Source organism: Salmonella sp. SA15303 (assembly GCF_029962125.1).
GTDB lineage: Bacteria > Pseudomonadota > Gammaproteobacteria > Enterobacterales > Enterobacteriaceae > Salmonella > Salmonella enterica.
This window is the reverse complement of record NZ_CP123924.1, coordinates 1,037,783-1,061,208: the sequence shown is the minus strand read 5'-3', so window position 1 is coordinate 1,061,208 and position 23,426 is coordinate 1,037,783. Positions and strand designations below refer to the sequence as shown.

Below are 23,426 nucleotides of genomic sequence, written 5' to 3'. Positions count from 1 at the left end.
AGAAAAAACATGAATCAAGTTGCCGTTGTCATTGGCGGAGGCCAGACCCTGGGGGCATTCCTTTGCCGTGGGCTTGCAGAAGAAGGATACCGCGTGGCGGTCGTTGATATTCAAAGCGATAAAGCCGCGAATGTCGCCCAGGAAATTAACGCCGATTTTGGCGAAGGTATGGCGTACGGTTTTGGCGCCGACGCCACCAGCGAGCAGAGCGTGCTGGCGCTTTCCCGCGGCGTAGACGAGATTTTCGGGCGCGTCGATCTGCTGGTTTACAGCGCGGGTATCGCCAAAGCGGCGTTTATCAGCGATTTCCAGTTGGGCGATTTTGACCGCTCGCTACAGGTGAATCTGGTGGGCTATTTCCTCTGCGCCCGTGAGTTTTCCCGCCTGATGATCCGCGACGGCATTCAGGGGCGCATTATTCAGATTAACTCTAAATCCGGCAAAGTGGGCAGTAAACACAACTCCGGCTACAGCGCGGCGAAATTCGGCGGCGTGGGGTTAACCCAGTCTCTGGCGCTGGATCTGGCGGAATACGGCATTACCGTACACTCGTTGATGCTCGGCAACCTGTTGAAATCGCCGATGTTCCAGTCACTGCTGCCGCAATACGCCACTAAACTGGGCATTAAGCCCGATGAGGTGGAACAGTATTACATTGATAAAGTACCGCTCAAACGCGGGTGTGATTATCAGGATGTGCTGAACATGCTGTTATTTTATGCCAGCCCGAAAGCGTCTTATTGCACCGGGCAGTCGATCAACGTAACCGGCGGTCAAGTGATGTTCTGACCGTGAATTGCCGGATGGCGCCGTAGGCCGGATAAGACGGTTACGCGCCATCAGGCAAAACAACAGGAGCACATTATGGTTTCCACTCTGATTACCGTCGCCGTTATCGCCTGGTGTGCGCAGCTGGCGCTGGGCGGCTGGCAGATTTCCCGCTTTAATCGGGCTTTCGATAAACTTAGCCAACAGGGGCGGGTCGGCGTCGGGCGCTCCGGCGGGCGTTTTAAGCCCCGGGTGGTGGTTGCCGTGGCGCTGGACGAACAGCAGCGGGTGACGGACACTTTATTGATGAAAGGCCTTACGGTATTCGCCAGACCGGTTAAAATTGCCGCAATGCAAGGAAAACATTTGCATGAATTACAGCCTGATGTGATCTTTCCCCATGATTCGCTCGCGCAGAATGCACTATCATTGGCGCTTAAACTGAAACATGGGTAATTTCGTTGTGAATGCGTATAGCTTGCGAAATTATCATTTTGCAACCAATACCCTAAATAATTCGAGTTGCAGGAAGGCGGCGACGCAGCGAATCCCAGGAGCGTACATCAGTACGTGACCGGGGTGAGCGAGGAAAGCCAACGCACATGCAGCGTGAAGTATGACGGGTAAATACATAAGTCAGGGTAATCACGCCTATGAAACCTCGTCAGCGTCAGGCCGCGATTCTGGAGCACCTGCAAAAACAGGGAAAATGCTCGGTTGAAGAACTGGCCCAGTACTTTGACACGACAGGCACCACTATCCGTAAAGATCTGGTCATTCTGGAAAATGCCGGAACCGTCATCCGCACCTATGGCGGCGTGGTGTTGAATAAAGAAGAGTCCGATCCGCCTATTGATCACAAAACGCTTATCAACACCCACAAAAAAGCGCTGATAGCCGCAGCCGCTGTGAAATATATCCATGATGGCGATTCCATTATTCTGGACGCCGGAAGTACCGTGTTACAGATGGTGCCGTTGCTTTCGCGTTTTAGCAACATCACGGTGATGACCAACAGCCTCCATATTGTTAACGCGCTATCGGAACTGGACAACGAACAAACTATCCTGATGCCCGGCGGCACCTTCCGTAAAAAATCGGCGTCGTTTCACGGTCAACTGGCGGAAAACGCCTTTGAGCAATTCAGCTTTGATAAACTTTTCATGGGAACTGACGGTATTGACCTGAATGTCGGTGTGACCACGTTCAATGAGGTTTACACCGTCAGTAACGCAATGTGCAATGCAGCACGCGAGGTGATTCTGATGGCGGACTCCTCAAAATTTGGTCGTAAAAGCCCCAATGTGGTGTGCAGTCTGGAAACCGTCGACAAACTGATCACGGACGCGGGGATCGATCCGGCATTTCGTCAGGCGCTGGAAGCAAAAGGGATTGAAGTAATCATAACCGGAGAAAGCAATGAGTGATGCACTACTAAACGCGGGCCGTCAGACCTTAATGCTGGAGCTACAGGAAGCCAGCCGTCTGCCGGAGCGTCTGGGCGATGATTTTGTCCGCGCCGCCAATATCATTATTCACTGTGAAGGCAAAGTGATCGTTTCCGGTATTGGTAAATCAGGTCATATTGGTAAAAAAATCGCCGCGACGCTTGCCAGTACCGGTACTCCCGCTTTTTTTGTTCATCCGGCGGAAGCACTGCATGGCGATCTGGGGATGATTGAAAGCCGCGACGTGATGTTATTTATCTCCTATTCCGGCGGCGCAAAAGAACTCGACCTCATCATCCCGCGTCTGGAAGATAAATCCGTCGCGCTGCTGGCGATGACCGGTAAACTTCACTCTCCGCTGGGGCGAGCGGCAAAAGCCGTTCTGGATATTTCCGTCGAGCGTGAAGCCTGCCCGATGCATCTGGCGCCGACATCCAGTACCGTCAATACGCTGATGATGGGCGATGCGCTGGCGATGGCGGTCATGCAGGCGCGCGGTTTTAACGAAGAAGATTTCGCCCGTTCGCATCCGGCTGGCGCACTGGGCGCGCGTTTGCTCAATAATGTGCATCACCTGATGCGCCAGGGCGATGCAATACCGCAGGTGATGCTTGCCACCAGCGTGATGGATGCCATGCTGGAACTTAGCCGTACCGGGCTGGGGCTGGTGGCGGTTTGCGATGAGCAACATGTTGTGAAAGGCGTCTTTACCGACGGCGACCTGCGTCGCTGGCTGGTGGGCGGCGGCGCGCTCACCACGCCGGTAAGCGAAGCCATGACGCCCAACGGTATTACGCTCCAGGCGCAAAGCCGCGCCATTGACGCCAAAGAGCTCCTGATGAAACGCAAAATTACCGCCGCGCCAGTGGTCGATGAAAACGGCAAACTCACCGGCGCCATTAACCTGCAGGATTTCTACCAGGCGGGGATTATCTAATCCTTCAGTCCCAGACGCTTCGCCAGCCGATGCAGGTTGGCGACGTCGGTTTCCAGCGCCCGCGCGCTGGCCGCCCAGTTATGATTATTTTGCGCCAGCGCCTGGCGAATCATCTCTCGCTGGAAGTTCTCCGTCGATTCGCGCAAATTGCGGCAAGTCGGCAGCGCCAGAAAGCTTTCCGCAGGCGGCGCGGGTAAAACGTCCTCTGACAAGGCAAAATGCTGTGCCTCCAGTATCACCTCATCCCCTGCCCGGGTCGCTCTCGCCAGTACAACCGCACGGTGAATGGCATGTTCCAGCTCCCGGACGTTGCCCGGCCAGCCATAGTTGAGCAAATGGCGACGTGCGCCGGGACTCAGTACCACGCGGGACAGCCCCAGCCGCAGTCGGCACTGCTCGCAAAAATAGCCCGCCAGCAGCACCACATCATCGCCGCGCTCGCGCAGCGGCGGCACAAAGAGCGGGAAAACGCTCAGGCGATGGAACAGATCGGCGCGAAAACGCCCTGCCAGCACCTCTTCACGCAGGTCACGGTTGGTCGCCGCCAACACCCGCACGTCCACGCGCAGGCTACGATCGTCGCCGACGCGCTGAATATCGCCATACTGCAACACGCGAAGTAGCTTAGCCTGTAGCGCCAGCGACAGTTCGCCAATCTCATCCAGAAACAGCGTACCGTTATCCGCCATTTCGAACTTACCGCTACGATTACTGATAGCCCCGGTAAAAGCCCCTTTTACATGACCAAACAACTCGCTCTCCGCCACGCTTTCCGGCAGCGCGGCGCAGTTGAGATAGACCAGCGGATTAACCGCTCTGGGGGAGCCCTGGTGAATAGCTTTCGCCACCAGCTCTTTACCGGTCCCCGTTTCACCGCCGATCAGCACGTTAAGATCGGAGCCCGCCACAATCTCGATCTCTTTTTTCAACTGCGTCATCGCCGGCGACAGGCCGATCATGTGCGTCTCTTTTATCGGTTCAAACACGCCTGACGACCCCGGCAGCATGTTCTGGCTTTCCAGTTGTTCAATTAACAGCGCATTACTCAATGCCCCGGCGGCCAGCGCGGCGACAAGCCGTAGTTCTTCATCGCTAAATACCTCGAACTGCTCCGGCGTCATAGCATCAAGGGTCAGCGCACCGATGAGGTTCTGTCCGGCAAACAGCGGCAGACCAACACAGGCGTGGACTTTCAGGCTTTCCTGTCCGGGAATTAACCCGTCATACGGATCGGGTAAATCGCTATCAGCCGGAAAACGCACCACGTCCCCCGCGCGGGCGATGGCTTCCAGGCGCGGATGCCCTTCCAGGGTAAAACGTCTGCCGAGGACGTCCTGCGCCAGGCCATCAATCGCCAGTGGAATAAATTGTCGTGATTCATAGCGCAGCAGCGCCGAGGCGTCGCACGCCAGCACCTGACGCAGCGTAGTAATCAGCCGCTGAAAACGATCCTGATGCCCAATGCCGCGTTGTAACTCAATGGCGATGCCCGCCAATACCTCCACGGAAAAACTCATGGTTACCTCATTGTCATTTTGACAACCTATAGTGTCATATTGACAGCATCATTTATAGTCTTTTTGACTACATCAAAAATACAAAACAAATATAACTCAATACAAATCAATAAGATGAAAAGTTGGCACACTAGCTGCAATAAGCAAAACAACTTTTTGTAAACGTTGAATGAATTGAGGTGGTTATGTCTATTCTGGTTAAAAATAATATTCATTGGGTTGGCCAGCGCGACTGGGAAGTACGTGATTTTCACGGCACTGAATACAAAACGCTGCGCGGCAGCAGCTATAACAGCTATCTCATTCGTGAAGAAAAGAATGTGCTGATCGATACCGTCGATCATAAGTTTAGCCGTGAGTTTGTGCAAAACCTGCGCAGTGAAATCGACCTCGCGGATATCGACTACATCATCATTAACCATGCCGAAGAAGACCATGCAGGCGCGCTGACCGAACTGATGGCGCAGATCCCGGACACGCCTATCTACTGTACCGCCAACGCCATTGACTCTATCAACGGCCATCACCATCACCCGGAATGGAATTTTAAGGTGGTGAAAACCGGCGATACGCTGGATATCGGCAACGGCAAGCAGTTGATCTTCGTGGAAACGCCGATGCTGCACTGGCCGGACAGCATGATGACCTATATGACCGGCGACGCGGTGTTATTCAGCAACGACGCCTTTGGTCAGCACTACTGCGACGAGCGCCTGTTCAATGATGAAGTGGACCAAACTGAACTGTTTGAACAATGCCAGCGCTACTACGCCAATATCCTGACGCCGTTCAGCCGTCTGGTAACGCCAAAAATTACCGAAATCCTCGGCTTCAACCTGCCGGTGGATATGATTGCCACCTCACACGGCGTGGTATGGCGCGACAACCCAACGCAAATCGTGGAACTGTATCTGAAATGGGCGACAGATTATCAGGAAGATCGTATCACTATTTTCTACGATACCATGTCGAACAATACTCGCATGATGGCGGATGCCATCGCGCAGGGTATCAACGAAGTGGACCCCAACGTGGCGGTCAAAATCTTTAACGTCGCCCGCAGCGATAAAAATGAAATATTGACCAACGTCTTCCGTTCGAAAGGCGTGCTGGTCGGCACTTCTACCATGAACAACGTGATGATGCCGAAAATCGCTGGTCTGGTGGAAGAGATGACCGGCCTGCGCTTTCGCAACAAACGCGCCAGCGCCTTCGGTTCTCATGGCTGGAGCGGCGGCGCGGTGGATCGACTGTCCACGCGCTTACAGGATGCCGGTTTTGAAATGTCCCTGAGTCTGAAAGCGAAATGGCGTCCGGATCTGGATGCGCTGGAGTTGTGCCGTCAGCACGGTCGCGACATCGCGCGTCAGTGGGCGCTTGCTCCGCTGCCGGAAACCACACAGCAAATCGCGCCAGTCGAAGAAACCATAACCTGCACCGCCGCAGACCTCGGCCCCAAAATGCAATGCAGCGTATGCCAGTGGATTTACGACCCTGCGCTGGGCGAGCCGTTGCAGGATGTCGCGCCGGGTACGCCGTGGAACGACGTGCCGGATAACTTCCTGTGCCCGGAATGTTCATTAGGTAAAGACGTGTTCGACGTACTGGCGACGGAGGCAAAATGAGTCGGGGGATCATCATTATTGGGTCGGGCTTCGCCGCCCGTCAGCTCGTCAAAAATATTCGTAAACAAGATGCGCATGTGCCGTTAACCCTGATTGCGGCGGACAGCATGGATGAGTACAACAAGCCCGATCTCAGCCACGTTATCAGCCAGTCGCAGCGCGCCGATGATCTCACCCGCCAGTTAGCGGGGGAATTTGCTGAACAGTTTAATCTGCGACGGTTCCCGCATACCTGGGTTGCTGACATTGATGCCGATGCCCATGTGGTGAAAAGTCAGGATAAGCAGTGGCAGTACGACAAGCTGGTACTGGCGACCGGAGCGACAGCCTTTGTGCCGCCGATTGCAGGACGTGAGTTAATGCTTACTTTGAATAGCCAGCAGGAGTACCGCGCCTGTGAGACACAACTGCGCGACGCGCAGCGAGTGCTGATTGTCGGCGGCGGTCTCATTGGCAGTGAATTAGCGATGGATTTCTGCCGCGCCGGGAAAACGGTAACGCTGATGGATAACGCCGCCAGCCTTCTCGCCTCACTGATGCCACCGGAAGTGAGCAGTCGCTTACAGCATCACCTGACCGATATGGGGGTGCATCTGCTGCTGAAATCGCAGTTGCAAAAACTGGAGAAAACCGAAGCCGGTATCCGCGCTACGCTGGTAAGCCAGCATAGTATTGAGGTCGATGCGGTGATTGCCGCCACCGGCTTACGCCCGGAAACCGCTCTGGCGCGCCGCGCCGGAGTAGCCGTCAACCGCGGCGTCTGCGTGGATAGCTATCTACAGACCAGTCACCCGGATATTTATGCGATCGGCGATTGCGCGGAGATCAACGGTCAGGTGCTGCCCTTCCTGCAACCGATCCAGTTAAGCGCGATGTACCTGGCGAAAAATCTGCTCGGCGGCAACGCGCCGCTGAAGCTACCGGCGATGCTGGTCAAAGTCAAAACGCCGGAACTGCCGCTGCATCTGGCGGGAGAAACTCAGCGCCGCGATTTGAGCTGGCATATTACCGCAGAATCTGACGGTATGATTGCCAAAGGCATGAGCGGAGAAGGCCAACTACGCGCCTTTGTGGTGAGTGAAGACCGCATGAAAGAGGCCTTTGCACTGCTAAAAACGTTGTCGGTATAAGCCTGTGATGCCGGATGGCGCCGCTTCGCGTCTTATCCGGCCTACGAGTGAGCATCTGTTTACAGGCCGGATAAGGCGCAGCCGCCATCCGTCGCCCTACACTTCACTTAACGCTCGCGCTGCGGCAATCACGCCCTGTCCAAACGACAGCCCGCCGTCGCCCGCTGGTAACCGCTGCGGAAATAACAATTTAAAATCAGAAAGATAAAAGGCAAGACGCGCGCGAAGTAAGCGGTTGTGTATCACCCCGCCGCTGAAGACCAGAGTGGTTATCCCCCGCGCCGTAGCCTGCTGGCGCATTAGCGTGGCAAACCCGCACGCCAGCGCATCATGAAAAGCCCAGGCGCGTTGCGCAGGCGTGGCCTGCCAGTTCAACCATTGCCGCCAGAAAACGGCGACGTCCAGTTGAGCGCCGTTAAGCGGCATCGTTACCGGATGCTCAACGTTAGCGCATTGAGAGGCCAGCGCCTCCAGCGCGCAGGCGGCCTCGCCCTCATAGCTAAGCGATGCTGGCGCGCAGCGAAGCGCGGCAGCCACCGCGTCAAACAACCGCCCGCAGGAAGAGGCCAACGGGGCATTGACGCCGCGCTCAATGGCGCGCGCCAGGACATTCCAGTTTTGCTGTTGCAGCCCCGCTGTCTCCGGGTAATCCTGCCAGTCCGGCACAAAGCGCAGGCACTGCGCCAACAGATTACGCCACGGATGTTTGGCAGCCAGATCGCCTCCCGGCAGCGCCACGGCGGGTAAACCACCTAAATGTTCGCATTCGCGATAATTGACCCGCAAACATTCTCCGCCCCATAGCGCGCCATTCTCACCCATGCCGATACCGTCTACCGTCAGGGCAATCACCTCTCCGCCGTCCAGCGGCCAACCATGCTCGGCCAGGCAAGCCGCCGCATGGGCATGATGGTGTAACACCGTCTCTGTCGGCAGACGCATCTCACTGGCCCACTGACTGGAAACATAGCCCGGATGCGCATCACAGACGATACGCTCTGGCGTAAAATCGTAGATTGACTGGATCAGACGCAATGCCTCGCGCCACTGCGCCTGGATACCGTCATCGCTGAGATCGCCTAAATGTTGGCTGACAACCGCCTGTGCGCCGCGTACCAGACAGAACGTGTTTTTCAGATCCGCGCCCAGACAAAGTATCGGCGGCACATCGCGAAATCCGGGCGGCAACGCAATCGCGTCCGGCACGTATCCCCGCGAACGACGCAGCATTTCGCCGCTGTCGCGTACGACAGAGTCGTCCATGCGCTGTACAATGTCGCGATTGTGCAACAGAAAACCATCGGCAATATCGTGTAAATCGTCCAGCGCCTGTTCGTTGGTGATGGCGGGCGGTTTGCCGCTCAGGTTGCCGGATGTCATCACCAGCGGGTAATTGAGCTCCTGCAACAAGAGGTGTTGCAATGGGTTGGCTGGCAGCATCACACCCACCTCCGTAAGTCCTGGCGCGATGCCCTCACTCAGCGAAGGTACATACTGCTTATCCACCAGTACAATCGGGGCCGCTGGCGTGGTCAGCAGCGAACGCGCCGCGCTCGGCAGCGTTTGCGCCGTGGGCAACATCACCGCCAATGGTTTCGCCGGACGATGTTTACGCGCCCGCAGCATCGCCACTGCGTTAGCGTTGCGCGCATCGCAGGCCAGATGAAAACCACCCAGCCCTTTAACGGCAATAATGCCTCCGGCGTTCAGTTGGGCGACCGCCGCCTGCAAAGCCGCCTCTTTTTCCGCTCGTTCATGTTGGCTCCGCCACTCAAGATGCGGCCCGCATGACGGACAGGCAACGGGCTGGGCATGAAAACGGCGATCGTACGGATCGCGGTATTCGCTGTCGCATTCCGGACACAAGGGAAACGCCGCCATCACCGTAAATGGCCGGTCATAGGGCATAGCGCGAATAATGGTGAAGCGTGGTCCGCAGTGGGTGCAATTGATGAAAGGATAACGGTAGCGCCGCTCGCCTGGGGTATTCATCTCGGCAAGACATGCCGGGCAGGTCGCCGCATCCGGCACGATTTGCGTGTTCATCGAACCGCCTGCGCTCTGACGAATGGTGAAATCCGTCGGCGCGCGCTCCCATACCAACGACGCGTGTTCAACGCTGTCAATGCGCGCCAGCGGCGGGCAATCCTGATAGAGCGCGGCAATAAATTGCGACGGCTCTTCCAGCAGCCGAACGACGACGCCGTCGCCGTCATTACACACGTCGCCGTGTAATCGCAACTGCTGCGCCAGCTGCCAGACAAAAGGACGAAAACCGACGCCCTGTACTTTGCCCCGAATGCGTAGCTGTACGCCGGAAGGTGTGTCTATCGCCATCTTATTTTCCCGCCATCATCGAACCCGGATGCCTGATGGCGCGACGCTTATCAGGCCTACAACCGCACGGACCGTAGACCGGATAAGGCATTGATGCCGCCATCCGGCAATGCTTTGTGGCGTATTCTACGCGCAATCGCAGAAATCAGAAAAGCAGCGATGCCGTTGAATCCAGCGCCGCGCGACGGCGTTTTTCCGCGCTCAGCTGTTCAAGCTTATTGCGGTCCACGCAGATTAGGGCGTGCGTTGGGCAAGCGGCCATACAGGCCGGACCGGCTTCACGGTGGTGACACAGATCGCACTTGTTGGCTTCGGCTTTTTCGGCACGCACGTTCAGCCCCGCGCCGCTATTGCGAACCACCGGACGTACCACCACTTCCATGGCGCCGTAAGGACATGCCACTACGCAAGTTTTACAGCCAATGCAGCGTTCCTGCATCACATGAACAAAGCCTTTGTCACGGCTGATGGCGCCATTCGGGCAAACGTTGGCGCACGGCGCGTCTTCACACTGGCGACACAGCGTTGCCGTGGAAACGTTCACGCCTTTGATGACATGGATACGAGGTAAAAAGGTTTCAGGGGTCAGCGATGCGCAATCCTGATTTTCCTGATGGGATACGACGCAAGCCACTTCACAGGTACGGCAACCAATGCACTTACTCGCGTCTGCAATGATGAAACGGTTCATCAAATTCTCCAGCAATAACAGATGATGTGCCGATATATACACGAATCGTGCCAATTTTTATTTCATTGTTATTTAAGAATATTATTTCTATTTTCGTGAGCATTTACGTGTCATCGTCACAAGTGTCGATGACACGTAATGTCGCCAGTGGTGGTCAAGATTTGCAGTGATAGCCAGCCAACTCTGCACCGCAACTGGCATCAATCCTGATTAACGCCTGGCAATACGTTACCGCGTATTAAACAGCGCTGCGTAAGGGAAAGATCGTCCGTTTGCGGATTCCTTCCGGCAATAGGTTTGATAATTAATTTACGACCAGGATAGTGATTAAAACGGGTCAGCGCCGGATAACTCAACCGGCCAAACCAGCCGTGTACGCGCTGCCAGCGGGCGTCCTTCACCTGATATAAATTGGTTATCCAGTAGCCTGAGTCAAATTGCATATCCAACAGTTGCGTGCGCCCATTGCCCTGTAAATCAAGCAAATCATCAACGCCAGTATCGGTCGCGGTATAAAACCCCCACGGTTCAAAGACGCAGGGGCGGCCATTCTTGAGAAAGGTGAAAATGATGTATTGCGCGCTCGGCGCCAGGCCCAACCCAGGATTGCCCAACCAGATAACCAGATCCTGAATGCCGTTACGATCGAGGTCAGCGCGATAAAATTGCGCATTACCCGCCAAATTAATCAGCCTTCCAACCGGGACAACCCACGAATTACCGGCTCTGTCTTTTCCGCTAATCCGCCATTCGTTATCTTTTTTCGGCTCCGGCAGTAGCGTCACGCCACTGACTCCGACCTGGCGAAAGTGCCAGGTCTGGTCGGGCGATACAGAATAAGGCAGGGTCAACAGCGGCTTCAGCGCACGCTTTTGCGCATATTCACCGTCGCTCATCGGCAGGTAACCGACAACACCGGTGGCCAGTGCGCGTGCGGCGAGGCAGAGAAATAGCAGTCCGCTCCATACGATAATCTTCACGTCCTTCTTACAACCTTTGCCGTGTAACACAAATTCTCCCTAAATATGTGCGCATTTTACGCCTCCGGCGCTTCCAGCGCGGCAAATCCGCCGTTTCCCTGCCAGCCTTCCAGGCGCTGATAGACGATGTTTACCGCGTCCTTAATCGGTTGAGTCATCGGATAATAAAACCCGACGATATCCGGCTGGATACCAACAAAAATCACCTCCCCGACATCCTCTTTCAGCTGATCGATAAGGTAGTTGAGCGGCATATTGTGGGTGGTCATCATAAACATTTCGGCGATATCATCCGGATCGATGATGCGGATCTCGCCCGGATTAAGTCCCATATCGGTGGCGTCGACAATCAACAGACGCTGCGGGCGCAGTTCGCGAATCGCCACAATGTCGTTTTCCGGCGCGCTGCCGCCATCGATGACAACCCAGTTGCCCTTCGGCTGCGCCGCGCACATTTCCGCCAGTAACGGGCCTGCGCCGTCGTCGCCCATCATGCTGTTGCCGACACAGAGTAAAACGTCAGTCACGAAGCCTCCTCACCATCAGATAGATGGCGCTTTCCTGATGAATGTCATACAGCATACTGAGCATCAGTTTGCTCCATTCTTGCTGCTGCGGGGTCTGCGCGGCGCGCGCCTCATCAAACGCGCGCGCCAGCATTTGAACATGGTTGAAATCGATGACGATCTCGCCATACTTCGGCACGCCTTCCATTTTACGCCGGGCATCGCTACCGGCTTCCAGGGTGGCGATCCACGCCAGATACTCATCCCATGGGCAGGTGAGTGCGGCCTCCAGACAATCGATAACCCCCAGGTGGTGACCAATCGCCAGGCTGTAATAGACAACCTGCTGCGCCTCGGCAGGCGTCGCATCGTTCTCATCAATAAACTTACGGCTCAGTTGACTGAACACCACCTGTTCGCTCATCGGATACGCGCCTCTTCAACAACATGATTGAGATGGGTGACAATTTCGGTTAAACGCGGATCGTTTTCCGCTTCCAGCCAACGCGCCACTTGCTGCTCGCCCTGCCCCAACTGTGTCAGGTAATCATCGGCGATCTGACGACCATAGCGATAACCCGCCAGCCGGCGCGCCGCGCGATCCACCTTCACGCGCAGCGGCTGCACCATATCCGGATGCAGGATCTCTGCGGGCTGATCGTCCAGCTCACCCGGCGCGCGGGCGTGGATTTTCTGCTCCAGCAGGCCAAGCGCCATTGCAAATCCGTACAGCGTGGCGGCAGGCGTTGGCGGGCACCCCGGAATGTACACATCCACCGGGACGATTTTGTCGGTACCGCCCCAGACGCAGTAGAGATCATGGAAGATGCCGCCGCTGTTGCCGCAGGCGCCGTAAGAGATACAAATTTTCGGGTCCGGCGCCGACTGCCAGGCGCGCAGCGCCGGAGAGCGCATGGCGCGGGTCACCGCGCCGGTAAACAGCAGAATATCGGCATGACGCGGCGACGGTACTACTTTGATGCCGAAACGCTCGGCATCAAACAGCGGCGAAAGCGTCGCAAAGATTTCGATTTCACAGCCGTTACAGCCGCCGCAGTCCACGCGGTAAACGTATGCCGAACGCTTAATATTTTTCAGTAAAGACGCCTTCATGCTGGCGATGGATTCATCCACCGTCATCGGTACCGGAATGCCGTTGGCGTCACGCGGGCCTAATAAATTGCTCATTAGCTGACCTCTTTCATATGGCGAGTCAGTTCAATACGGTCGGACGGCACCAGGCATTTCTGACGCTTACAATCCGGGCAGGTCTCAAAGCTTTCGCGGTGGTTTTCCGCGCGGCTGTCGCCGTTGTGCGCAAGCAGCGCAATGGCGTAGTCGATCTCTTTCTGTACCGCGAAAGGACGATTGCACACGCGGCAGTTGCACAGCGCAAAGCGGGACTGTTGCAGGAAATCTTCTTTCTTCCACACCGCCAGTTCGTACTCTTGCGACAGTTTAATCGCCGCCGTCGGGCACACCTCTTCGCAGCGACCGCAGAAGATACAACGGCCAAGATTGAACTGCCACGCCAGCTCATTGGTCGCGAGATCGGTTTCCACCGTCAGCGCGTTCGACGGGCAGGCATTAACGCAGGCGGCGCAGCCGATGCACTGCTGCGGATTATGTTCCGGCTTGCCGCGGAAGTTTTTATCAACCGCAATCGGCTCCAGCGGATAAGACGAGGTCGCCGTGCCGGTTTTGATAACTTTTTTGATAAAGGTAAACATGGCGATTCCTTATTTCAGCGGCGAGTTTTTACGCTCAATGCTGTAGCGCTCAAGTTCTTTGTACGGCACGACTTTGCTCTTCTTCTTACGCACATCGACCACGGTCATCCGGTCGGTACAGGAGTAGCACGGGTCGAGGCTGCCGATAATCAGCGGCGCGTCGGAGACGGTGTTGCCGCGCAGCATATAGCGCAGCGTCGGCCAGTTGGCGTAGGTCGCCGCACGGCAGCGCCAGCGGTACAGCTTCTGGTTGTCGCCGGTCATGCTCCAGTGGATATCGTCACCACGCGGCGCTTCAGCGAAGCCGAGCGCAAAACGGTGCGGAATATAGGTAAAGCCTTCCACCATCAGCGGGCCGCCCGGCAGATTATCCAGACCGAAATCGATCATATTCAGCGAGGTGTAAACTTCGTTGATACGGACTTTCAGACGAGAAATCACATCGCAGCCCTGCTCGCTGTGCACTTCCATCGGCAGCAGGCCATAGCCCACAAACGGGTGGTCGGCGCGGGTGTCGCGGGCGTGACCGCTGGCGCGCACCATCGGGCCGACATTACTGAAGTCACGGGCAATTTCCGGGTCCAGACGGCCGATACCCACGGTACGCTGTTCCATATTCGGCGTGCTCAGCAGCATGTCCACCAGCTCCTGCACGTCACGACGCATCTGCTGCGCCAGTTGACGGGTCTGGATCATGTCCTCTTTGAGCAGATCGCGGCGAATCCCGCCGATCAGGTTCAGTCCGTAAGTTTTGCGCGCGCCGGTAAGGATCTCTGCCATTTTCATGGAGGTTTCACGCACGCGGAAGAACTGCATAAAGCCGGAGTCAAAACCGGTAAAGTGGCAGGCGAGGCCTAGGTTCAGCAGGTGCGAGTGCAGACGCTCCACTTCCAGCAGAATGGCGCGGATCATCTGCGCACGCTCCGGCACCTGAATGCCCATCGCGTTTTCCACGGAAGTGGTGTAGGCAGTGCTGTGCGCGAAGCCGCAGATACCACACACGCGATCCGACAGGAAGGTGACTTCGTTATAACCCATGCGGGTTTCCGCCAGTTTTTCCATACCACGGTGGACGTAGAACAGGCGGTAGTCGGCGTCGATAATGTTTTCGCCATCGACGAACAGACGGAAGTGGCCCGGTTCATCGGAGGTGACATGCAGCGGGCCAATCGGCACCACGTTATTTTTCTTGTCACCCAGCTCGTTAATGAACTCGTAGGTTTCCGCATCGGTGGTCGGCGCCGGGCGCTGACGATAATCCATACTGTCTTTACGCAGCGGATAGAGTTCATCCGGCCAGTCGTCCGGCAGCACCAGACGGCGCTCGTCCGGCAGACCGACCGGGATTAAACCGTACATGTCGCGTACTTCGCGCTCACCCCACACGGCAGCCGGCACGCGCGGCGTAACGGATGGGAATTCCAGCTTATTGGCATCCACTTCAACGCGAACGGTAATCCAGCACTTCGTGCCCTGCTCCATCGACAGCACGTAATAAACGGCATAGTGGCCGCACAACTGGCGTTCGTCATTACCGAACAGCACCGACAGCCACCCACCCTGCTGGTAGTAAAGAAACTCCACCACTTCCGGCAGATAGTTTACTTTCACCGTAATAGTCAGCTGATCTTTGGTCTGCCAGGCTTCGTCCAGCACGACGCCCGGAAACGCCTGGTGCAGCGCCGCAAGGTATTGTTGACCTAATTTTTCTTCAGACATGCTCAAACTCTCTTAAATCACGCCGCCAGCAAGGAGACGAAGGCTAAAAACGCAAACCCAAAACCGGCCCAGGTCACGCGTGAAGTGGCGCAAAAACGCAGTCGCGCCATGCTGTTTTCAAACAGGGCGATCACCAGTACGCCAACAATCAGCTTGACGACGGCAATCACCAGCGCCAGCAGCAGTCCGCCTGCGCTGAAGGTTTCCATCTGTCCCCACGGCAGAAACACGCCGACGAACATTTGCAACACCACCAGTTGTTTAAGGCTGATGCCCCATTTCAACACCGCAAAGCCGCTACCGCTGTATTCGGTCAACGGCCCTTCCTGCAACTCCTGCTCCGCTTCCGCCAGGTCGAACGGCAGCTTGCCCATTTCGATAAATGTGGCGAAGGTGCAGGCGCACAGCGCCAGAATCAGCGGAATACTGCGCGCGACAGGCCAGTGATAAATGGTATCGGCGATATTGCTGATATGAGTTGAACCCGCCACCTGCGCGGCGACCCACAGACCCAGCAGCAGAATCGGCTCCACCAGCACGCCGAGCATCGCTTCACGGCTGGCGCCGATCGCGGTGAACGGGCTGCCGGTATCCAGGCCTGCAATAGAGAAGAAGAAGCGCGCGATGGCGAACAGGTAAATCAGGGTGATTAAATCACCCAGTTGCGGCAACGGAGATCCAACGGTGACGACCGGCAGCGCGGTGGCGATAGTCAGCATCACGCCGACCATCACAAACGGCGTCAGGCGAAAAACCCAGCCAGAATCAGCGGGCGCAATACTCTGACGACCGAGCAGTTTGATAATGTCGCGGTACTCCTGCAACACGCCCGGCCCTCGGCGATTGTGTAGACGGGCGCGCACCACGCGAGTAATACCGGACAGCAATGGCGCAACGGCAAATAGCACCAGCGCCTGAATTAACGGATAAAACACACTCATTTTCAGGCTCCTCGTGAAACCACAATCACCACCAGCACCGCCAGCTCAATCAGCGCCAGACGACGGAACAGCACCGCGGCCGCCGCGTTCTGCCAGCCCGGAATCAACGATACCGGGTTGAGCCACTTACGCAGTTTGAGTACCGGGGCAAAGGCCTCTTTCACCGGCATGGCAAAACCGTGCGCGGTAATCACCATCGACTGCTCATGGTCGTAGCCGCACACCCAGGCCGCGCCGCGAGAACGCGACGGCAGACGGTTGCCTTTGAACATCGCCATAATGATGAACGGCAGTAGCGGACAGGCGACCAACAGCAGCGTGATCATCGGCTGCGATACGGTGGTGTGCGCGGTTTCCAGCGGCAACGGTACCGCAGTGGAAATCATCGGCAACAGCCACGGCGCGGCAACCCCGCCCAGTACACAGCAAATCGCCAATGCCACCACGCTGACGCCCATCAGGATCGGCGCGCAGCTGGCATTTTCAGCTTCCTTCGTGCGCGGCGCGCCAAGGAACGTCACGCCATACACTTTCGCCATACACATCACCGCCAGCGCGCCGGTAATCGCCAGGCCAACCGCCAGCAGCGGTCCTAACAGACGACCAACAAACGCACCGCTGTTGCCCAGTTTGAAGAAGGACTGATAAATCACCCACTCGCCGGCAAAGCCGTTCAGCGGCGGCAGCGCCGCCATCGCCATCAGACCGACCAGCATGGCGATAGAAATAACCGGCATCCGTTTACCAATACCGCCCAGTTTTTCGATATCGCGATGACCGGTACGGAACCAGATGCTGCCCGCGCCCAGAAACAGCACGCTTTTGAACAGGCTATGGTTCAGCAGGTGATAGAGCCCGCCGGTCAGACCCAGCGCGATCAGTACCGGCTGATTGAGAGCAATCCCGGTAACGCCTGCGCCCAGACCGAGCAAAATGATGCCGATATTTTCCAGCGTGTGATAGGCCAACAGGCGCTGAATGTTATGCTCCATCAGCGCGTACAGACCGCCGACAAAGGCGGTGATCATCCCTAGCACCAACAGCGCCACGCCCCACCACAGCGGCGCATTGCCGCCAAGCAGAGATAGCGTGAGGATACCCAGCAACCCGATTTTCATCACCACGGTCGAGAACAGCGCGGCGGCGGGAGCGCTGGCGTTGGCGTGCGCCTGCGGCACCCAACCGTGTAGCGGGATAATCCCGGCCAGCAGACCAAAACCGATAACGCCGAGCAGCCAGATATCGGAGCCCAGCGGCAGTTGCTGAGCGCGTTGATCCAGCAGCCCCAGATCCAGCGTGCCGTAGCGCTGCCACACCAGCCAACAGGCGATTGCCAGCAGCAGCGTACCGAGACGGCCCAGCGCAAACCACAGTTTGCCCTCTTTGCTACCGCCGGTGAGGAACACGGCGCAGAGCGCCATGATTTCCGCCATCACCACCATCGTCCCCAGATTACTGGCGACCACGGCGCAGACGGCTGCCGCCATCAGCAGGTTGATTAACAGCCCGTTGGCTTTTACCTGTGGATGGCGATGCCAGTCGATATTGAACAGGCTGACGAACAGACCGCACAGCCCCAGCGTAATCAGCCAGATAGCATTCAGCGGCGTAATTTGCAGCATGTGGCCGGTAAACGGCATCACGCCGCTAACCGTAACGGCGCTGGTCAGCGCGGTGAACCCCGCGCCTGCCGTACACAGGCTGCCGACCGCGCCGCCGATACCGGCAATCCAGCCGCTCAGCGCTTTATGAAACGAAAACAGAAACGCCAGAACGGCGGCGGCGGCAAACCACGCGACGCCGCTAGTAATCAGTGAAAGTGAACTCATTATGCATCCCCACTCTGAGCCTGCTGAAACAAGGTGAGATCGCCAAAATCGGTATTAAACGTCAGCTCACGTTTACGTTTGCTGGCGCGGGCGATATCCGTGTTCTCCACCAGGTGTAGCGCTTTAGTCGGGCACATCCGCACACAGGCCGGGCCTTGCTCGTCAAAGCTGCACAGGTCGCATTTCACCGCGATAGCGCGTACGCCCGGCACCCAGTCGAGCAACGTACTGACGCGCGCAGGCGCTGGCGGCGCGGGCGGCGCTTTCGGCGTATTGGCGTTCGCCGGAATATGCAGCGGACGGCTGCCGGAAAACTCAATAGCGCCAAACGGACAGGCAATACCACACAGTTTGCAGCTCACGCACAGGCTTTCATTAAGCTGGACAGCGCCGTCAACGCGATTAATCGCGTTAACCGGGCATACCGTGGCGCATGGCGCATCTTCACAGTGGTGACAAAGCTGCGGCGCAGATTCTTTTTCATTCAGCATCACTTTCAGGCGCGGCATTGACTGCAGGCCATGCTGGCGATGCGTCTCTGAACAGGCGGCCTCACAGGTGTGGCAGCCGATACAGAGAGTGGAGTCAGCAATTACAAAACGATTCACCAGGCATTCCTCAGGTGATTGTCATTTTTGACGAAAACATGCCGTTGAAATGTCATTTTCGACACTTATCGACACGCCCATCCCCAAAACATTCATGACATGGCGCAACGCCACATCGCGAATCAAAGCGGGCAACGCCTCAGGCTTATACCGCCGGGCTGTGTCCCTTTACCAATTGACGCAAATTAACCGGCGAGTTGGTTTCTACAGCGGTATAGAGGCTGTCGTAAACGCTGGCGATTTTTTCCAGATAGTGCTCCAGCACCTGCTCGCGATCGCGGTTGTTAACCCGTTCATCAACCTTGCCGTCGATATCGAGCTGCGCCTGTGCAATCAATTGTTTATCTTCGCCATCTTTGGTTTCAACGTAGTACTCAATGGTGTGGCTGTTAAAACCATCCGCCAACGCGACGTAAATACGAAAGTGCTCAAACAGGACAAAGCAAAGATCCCTTTCCGGCGCGCAGCTCATTGCGTGATGCAGGCGCGCTTTCGAGAGGGTGATCCCCTGAACCAGCGAGTTGCAGTAAATATGCCACTGGTCCTGTAGGCGACGATGCCGTTGCGCGATGTAATCGGCCTTTTCGCTTATTTCCCAAATAGTCATGTCAGGTTACCCGTTTAACAGAGATGCCTGCGTTAAGCATTTTCCATGCCAATTTTTAACTTATTGTTTTTAATGGCAGACGCGCACAGTTACTGCCGTTTCGACGCGGTGACGACATGTCATTTCGTCATCGTCGACATTAACCTGCCAGGGGATAAAAATATTGGCATAAATATTGCTTTACAGGGGCAACCACTACGGGAGGCGATATGCACGAAATCACCCTCTGCCAACGGGCACTGGAATTGATTGAACAACAGGCTTCAGCATACGGTGCAAAACGTGTGACAGCCGTCTGGATCAAAATTGGCGCATTTTCTTGCGTGGAAACCAGCGCTCTTTCCTTTTGTTTTGATCTGGTATGCCGCGGCACGATAGCAGAAGGTTGTAAACTGCACCTCGAAGAACAGGAAGCCGAATGCTGGTGTGAGCATTGTCAACAATATGTCACGTTGTTAACCCACCGTGTACGTCGTTGTCCGCAATGTCATAGCGATACGCTGCGAATTGTGGCCGATGACGGCTTACAAATTCGGCGCATAGAGATTGATGAAACTGAAGATTAATGCCGGATAGACGCTCGCGTCGCCATCCGGCAGAAAGCCTGTAACAAGAAAAAGATCAGGAGTAAGCGATGTGTACGACTTGCGGTTGCGCTGAAGGCAACCTTTATATAGAAGGCGATGAACATAATCCGCACTCAGCGTTTCGTAGCGCGCCCTTTGCCCCAGCGGCTCGCCCGGCGCTGAATATTACCGGCATTAAAACGCCTGACTTTGCCCCAAGTCAGACCGCAGAAGGCGATCTGCATTACGGCCACGGCGAAGCCGGAACCCACGCGCCTGGTATGAGTCAGCGGCGGATGCTTGAGGTTGAAATCGACGTGCTGGACAAAAATAATCGTCTGGCTGAGCGCAACCGCGCCCGTTTCGCCGCCCGCCAGCAACTGGTGCTCAACCTGGTGTCCAGCCCCGGGTCCGGTAAAACCACCTTGCTGACTGAAACGCTGATGAAATTGAAAGACCGTGTATCGTGCGCGGTGATTGAAGGCGACCAGCAGACAGTGAACGACGCCGCCCGCATCCGCGCTACCGGCACGCCCGCCATTCAGGTCAACACCGGTAAAGGCTGCCATCTTGACGCGCAAATGATCGCCGACGCCGCGCCGCGCCTGCCGCTGGATGACCATGGTATTCTGTTTATCGAAAACGTCGGTAATCTTGTCTGCCCGGCCAGCTTCGATCTGGGCGAAAAGCATAAAGTCGCAGTGCTTTCCGTGACCGAAGGTGAAGATAAGCCGCTGAAATATCCCCATATGTTTGCCGCTGCGTCGCTCATGCTGCTCAATAAAGTCGATCTGCTGCCCTACCTCAATTTTGACGTTGAGAAGTGCATCGCCAGCGCGCGTGAAGTGAACCCGGAGATTGAAATTATCCTGATTTCCGCCACCAGCGGCGAAGGCATGGATCAGTGGCTGGCCTGGCTGGAGGCGCAGCGATGTGCATAGGCGTTCCGGGTCAAATCCGCGCCATTGACGGCAATCAGGCAAAAGTTGACGTCTGCGGCATTCAGCGCGACGTCGATCTCACATTAGTCGGCAGTTGTGATGAAAACGGTCAGCCGCGTCTGGGTCAGTGGGTGCTGGTCCATGTCGGATTCGCCATGAGCGTCATTAACGAAGCGGAAGCGCGCGACACGCTCGACGCGCTACAAAATATGTTTGATGTTGAGCCGGACGTCGGCGCACTGCTGTATGGTGAGGAGAGATAATGCGTTTTGTTGACGAGTACCGTGCGCCGGAACAGGTAATGCAGCTCATTGAACACCTGCGTGAACGCGCCGCCCTTCTTCCTTACACTGCCGAACGACCGCTGCGCATTATGGAAGTCTGCGGGGGTCATACCCACGCGATTTTTAAATTTGGTCTCGATCAGTTACTGCCCGAAAACGTGGAGTTTATTCACGGCCCCGGTTGTCCGGTCTGCGTGCTGCCAATGGGACGCATCGACAGTTGCGTGGAAATCGCCAGCCATCCGGAGGTGATTTTCTGCACCTTTGGCGATGCCATGCGCGTGCCGGGGAAACAGGGTTCTCTGTTGCAGGCTAAAGCGCGCGGCGCGGATGTGCGTATTGTTTATTCTCCGATGGACGCGCTGAAGCTGGCGCAGGATAACCCGACCCGCAAAGTGGTATTTTTCGGGCTGGGCTTTGAAACCACCATGCCGACCACCGCCATCACGCTGCAGCAGGCAAAACAGCGTGACGTGCGAAACTTCTACTTTTTTTGCCAGCACATTACGCTGATCCCGACGCTGCGTAGCCTACTGGAGCAGCCGGACAACGGCATTGACGCCTTTCTTGCGCCAGGCCACGTCAGCATGGTCATCGGCACCGAGGCGTACCAGTTTATCGCCGCCGATTTTCATCGCCCGCTGGTGGTGGCTGGATTCGAACCGCTTGATCTACTGCAAGGCGTGGTCATGCTGGTTGAGCAGAAAATAGCGGCCCTAAGCCAGGTTGAAAATCAATACCGTCGCGTGGTGCCGGATGCCGGAAACATGCTGGCGCAGCAGGCCATTGCCGATGTGTTCTGCGTTAATGGCGATAGCGAGTGGCGCGGTCTGGGCGTGATTGAATCCTCCGGCGTCCACCTGACGCCGGAGTATCAGCGCTTTGACGCCGAAGCGCATTTCCGCCCAGCGCCGCAGCAGGTCTATGACGATCCGCGCGCCCGCTGCGGCGAAGTGCTGACCGGCAGATGCAAGCCGCATCAGTGCCCGCTATTTGGTAAAACATGTAATCCAGAGACCGCGTTCGGCGCGCTGATGGTCTCTTCCGAAGGCGCATGCGCCGCCTGGTATCAGTATCGTCAGCAGGAGTGTGAAGTTTGAACAATATACAACTCGCCCACGGCAGCGGCGGCCAGGCTATGCAACAGTTGATTAATAGCCTGTTTATGGAGGCCTTTGCCAACCCGTGGCTGGCGGAACAAGAAGATCAGGCGCGTCTGGAGCTGGCGCAGCTGACGGCGGAGGGCGACCGTCTGGCGTTTTCTACCGATAGCTATGTGATCGATCCGCTCTTTTTCCCCGGCGGCAATATCGGCAAACTGGCGATTTGCGGTACGGCGAACGACGTTGCGGTGAGCGGCGCGATCCCCCGCTATCTCTCCTGCGGCTTTATCCTTGAAGAAGGGCTGCCGATGGAGACGTTAAAAAGCGTGGTCAATAGCATGGCGGCGACCGCGCGGGAAGCGGATATCGCCATTGTAACCGGCGACACCAAAGTTGTGCAGCGCGGCGCGGCGGATAAATTATTTATCAACACTGCCGGCATGGGGGCGATTCCCGCCGATATTCGCTGGGGCGCGCAAACGCTGAGCGTTGGCGATGTGCTGTTAGTCAGCGGTACGCTTGGCGATCACGGCGCCACTATCCTCAACCTGCGTGAGCAACTGGGACTGGATGGCGAGCTGGCGAGCGACTGCGCAGTATTAACGCCGCTTATTCAGACGCTGCGTCATATTGACGGAGTGAAGGCATTGCGTGACGCCACGCGCGGCGGCGTGAATGCGGTCGCCCATGAGTTTGCGGCGTCCTGCGGTTACGGTATTGAATTGTCCGAATCCGCACTGCCGCTCAAACCTGCCGTGCGCGGCGTCTGCGAGCTGTTGGGGCTGGATGCCCTGAACTTTGCCAACGAAGGAAAACTGGTGATTGCCGTTGAACGGCAGGCCGCAGATCGGGCGTTGGCGGCATTACGCGCGCATCCGCTGGGACGTGATGCGGCGCTGATTGGCGAAGTCGTGGAACGCAAAGGCGTTCGCTTAGCCGGACTCTATGGCGTGAAGCGAACCCTTGATTTGCCACACGCCGAACCATTACCTCGTATATGCTAGCAGCCTGTTGACAGCATACTGTAAGCCGGATAAGACGCATTTGCGTCGACATCCGGCATTAACGCTGCATGAACGCCTGATGGCGCTTTGCTTATCAGGCCTACGGAGTGTGTGACCAGCGAGTTTGCGGTCAGCCATCCGGCAATAACTTACGA

Annotated in this window: 24 protein-coding genes; 11 read left to right on the top strand and 13 right to left on the bottom strand. The window is 56.5% G+C overall.

The window, feature by feature from the left end; genetic code table 11:
• Positions 1 to 9: 9 nt before the first annotated feature.
• From srlD to gutQ, 4 genes are all read left to right on the top strand, one after another.
• Positions 10 to 789, top strand: coding sequence for a sorbitol-6-phosphate dehydrogenase (srlD, locus tag QEN31_RS05125; protein ID WP_001077372.1), 780 nt, complete (start codon positions 10 to 12; stop codon positions 787 to 789).
• A gap of 75 nt (positions 790 to 864) precedes the next feature.
• Complete coding sequence (gene gutM, locus QEN31_RS05120; protein WP_000255198.1) at positions 865 to 1,224, top strand: transcriptional regulator GutM; 360 nt, start codon at positions 865 to 867, stop codon at positions 1,222 to 1,224.
• Positions 1,225 to 1,421: 197 nt separating this feature from the next.
• Positions 1,422 to 2,195, top strand: a complete 774-nt coding sequence (gene srlR, locus QEN31_RS05115) for a glucitol operon DNA-binding transcriptional repressor SrlR (RefSeq protein ID WP_000804536.1) — start codon at positions 1,422 to 1,424, stop codon at positions 2,193 to 2,195.
• Positions 2,188 to 3,153: an arabinose-5-phosphate isomerase GutQ gene (gutQ, locus tag QEN31_RS05110; RefSeq protein WP_001278201.1), complete on the top strand. Its 966-nt coding sequence runs from the start codon at positions 2,188 to 2,190 to the stop codon at positions 3,151 to 3,153. Before srlR ends, gutQ begins: the two co-directional genes overlap by 8 nt.
• On the opposite strand, the gene norR is transcribed toward gutQ, so the two are convergent.
• Positions 3,150 to 4,670: a nitric oxide reductase transcriptional regulator NorR gene (gene norR, locus QEN31_RS05105; RefSeq protein ID WP_000010814.1), complete on the bottom strand. Its 1,521-nt coding sequence runs from the start codon at positions 4,668 to 4,670 to the stop codon at positions 3,150 to 3,152. The genes gutQ and norR overlap by 4 nt on opposite strands.
• A gap of 185 nt (positions 4,671 to 4,855) precedes the next feature.
• Here norR and norV point away from each other — a divergent pair, with 185 nt between their 5' ends.
• Together norV and norW are read left to right on the top strand one after the other, a co-directional pair.
• Complete coding sequence (gene norV, locus QEN31_RS05100; protein WP_000026015.1) at positions 4,856 to 6,295, top strand: anaerobic nitric oxide reductase flavorubredoxin; 1,440 nt, start codon at positions 4,856 to 4,858, stop codon at positions 6,293 to 6,295.
• Complete coding sequence (norW, locus tag QEN31_RS05095) at positions 6,292 to 7,425, top strand: NADH:flavorubredoxin reductase NorW (protein ID WP_000086354.1); 1,134 nt, start codon at positions 6,292 to 6,294, stop codon at positions 7,423 to 7,425. Before norV ends, norW begins: the two co-directional genes overlap by 4 nt.
• A gap of 96 nt (positions 7,426 to 7,521) precedes the next feature.
• Here the strand turns inward: norW and hypF are convergent, their stop codons facing one another.
• From hypF to hycA, 12 genes are all read right to left on the bottom strand, one after another.
• Positions 7,522 to 9,762, bottom strand: a complete 2,241-nt coding sequence (hypF, locus tag QEN31_RS05090) for a carbamoyltransferase HypF (protein WP_000963438.1) — start codon at positions 9,760 to 9,762, stop codon at positions 7,522 to 7,524.
• 145 nt (positions 9,763 to 9,907) lie between these two features.
• Complete coding sequence (gene hydN / locus QEN31_RS05085; RefSeq protein WP_001078791.1) at positions 9,908 to 10,453, bottom strand: electron transport protein HydN; 546 nt, start codon at positions 10,451 to 10,453, stop codon at positions 9,908 to 9,910.
• A 200-nt stretch (positions 10,454 to 10,653) separates the two neighbouring features.
• Positions 10,654 to 11,463, bottom strand: coding sequence for a hypothetical protein (locus tag QEN31_RS05080; RefSeq protein WP_000902280.1), 810 nt, complete (start codon positions 11,461 to 11,463; stop codon positions 10,654 to 10,656).
• A 26-nt stretch (positions 11,464 to 11,489) separates the two neighbouring features.
• On the bottom strand, positions 11,490 to 11,960 hold the full coding sequence (gene hycI, locus QEN31_RS05075; RefSeq protein ID WP_000132984.1) for a hydrogenase maturation peptidase HycI: 471 nt from the start codon (positions 11,958 to 11,960) through the stop codon (positions 11,490 to 11,492).
• Positions 11,953 to 12,363 carry a formate hydrogenlyase maturation HycH family protein gene (locus QEN31_RS05070; protein ID WP_000003726.1) on the bottom strand — a complete coding sequence of 137 codons (411 nt, stop codon included), beginning with the start codon at positions 12,361 to 12,363 and terminating at the stop codon, positions 11,953 to 11,955. The genes hycI and QEN31_RS05070 overlap by 8 nt, the downstream gene beginning before the upstream one ends.
• A complete protein-coding gene (gene hycG / locus QEN31_RS05065) occupies positions 12,360 to 13,127 on the bottom strand; it encodes a formate hydrogenlyase subunit HycG (protein WP_000067419.1) in 768 nt (255 codons plus the stop codon). The genes QEN31_RS05070 and hycG overlap by 4 nt, the downstream gene beginning before the upstream one ends.
• The gene (gene hycF, locus QEN31_RS05060; protein WP_000493767.1) at positions 13,127 to 13,669 is read right to left on the bottom strand and encodes a formate hydrogenlyase subunit HycF; all 543 of its coding nucleotides are present in this window, start codon (positions 13,667 to 13,669) and stop codon (positions 13,127 to 13,129) included. The genes hycG and hycF overlap by 1 nt, the downstream gene beginning before the upstream one ends.
• Before the next feature lie 9 nt (positions 13,670 to 13,678).
• Positions 13,679 to 15,388, bottom strand: a complete 1,710-nt coding sequence (hycE, locus tag QEN31_RS05055; protein WP_001288155.1) for a formate hydrogenlyase subunit HycE — start codon at positions 15,386 to 15,388, stop codon at positions 13,679 to 13,681.
• Between the two features lie 17 nt (positions 15,389 to 15,405).
• Positions 15,406 to 16,329 carry a respiratory chain complex I subunit 1 family protein gene (locus QEN31_RS05050; RefSeq protein WP_099949619.1) on the bottom strand — a complete coding sequence of 308 codons (924 nt, stop codon included), beginning with the start codon at positions 16,327 to 16,329 and terminating at the stop codon, positions 15,406 to 15,408.
• Between the two features lie 2 nt (positions 16,330 to 16,331).
• Positions 16,332 to 18,158, bottom strand: a complete 1,827-nt coding sequence (hycC, locus tag QEN31_RS05045; RefSeq protein ID WP_000097040.1) for a formate hydrogenlyase subunit 3 — start codon at positions 18,156 to 18,158, stop codon at positions 16,332 to 16,334.
• A complete protein-coding gene (hycB, locus tag QEN31_RS05040; RefSeq protein ID WP_001079164.1) occupies positions 18,158 to 18,766 on the bottom strand; it encodes a formate hydrogenlyase subunit HycB in 609 nt (202 codons plus the stop codon). Before hycB ends, hycC begins: the two co-directional genes overlap by 1 nt.
• Before the next feature lie 145 nt (positions 18,767 to 18,911).
• A complete protein-coding gene (hycA, locus tag QEN31_RS05035) occupies positions 18,912 to 19,373 on the bottom strand; it encodes a formate hydrogenlyase regulator HycA (RefSeq protein WP_000158074.1) in 462 nt (153 codons plus the stop codon).
• A gap of 209 nt (positions 19,374 to 19,582) precedes the next feature.
• On the opposite strand from hycA, the gene hypA reads away from it, so the two are divergent.
• From hypA to hypE, 5 genes are all read left to right on the top strand, one after another.
• Entirely contained in the window at positions 19,583 to 19,939 is a 357-nt protein-coding gene (hypA, locus tag QEN31_RS05030) for a hydrogenase maturation nickel metallochaperone HypA (protein ID WP_000544461.1), read from the top strand.
• Positions 19,940 to 20,007: 68 nt separating this feature from the next.
• Positions 20,008 to 20,880, top strand: coding sequence for a hydrogenase nickel incorporation protein HypB (gene hypB / locus QEN31_RS05025; RefSeq protein WP_099949618.1), 873 nt, complete (start codon positions 20,008 to 20,010; stop codon positions 20,878 to 20,880).
• Positions 20,871 to 21,143 (top strand): hydrogenase 3 maturation protein HypC, encoded by a 273-nt coding sequence (gene hypC / locus QEN31_RS05020; RefSeq protein WP_000334871.1) that lies wholly within the window; start codon positions 20,871 to 20,873, stop codon positions 21,141 to 21,143. Before hypB ends, hypC begins: the two co-directional genes overlap by 10 nt.
• Positions 21,143 to 22,264 (top strand): hydrogenase formation protein HypD, encoded by a 1,122-nt coding sequence (gene hypD, locus QEN31_RS05015; RefSeq protein ID WP_001212958.1) that lies wholly within the window; start codon positions 21,143 to 21,145, stop codon positions 22,262 to 22,264. Before hypC ends, hypD begins: the two co-directional genes overlap by 1 nt.
• Positions 22,261 to 23,271, top strand: a complete 1,011-nt coding sequence (gene hypE, locus QEN31_RS05010; protein WP_001059953.1) for a hydrogenase expression/formation protein HypE — start codon at positions 22,261 to 22,263, stop codon at positions 23,269 to 23,271. The genes hypD and hypE overlap by 4 nt, the downstream gene beginning before the upstream one ends.
• Positions 23,272 to 23,426: the final 155 nt, after the last annotated feature.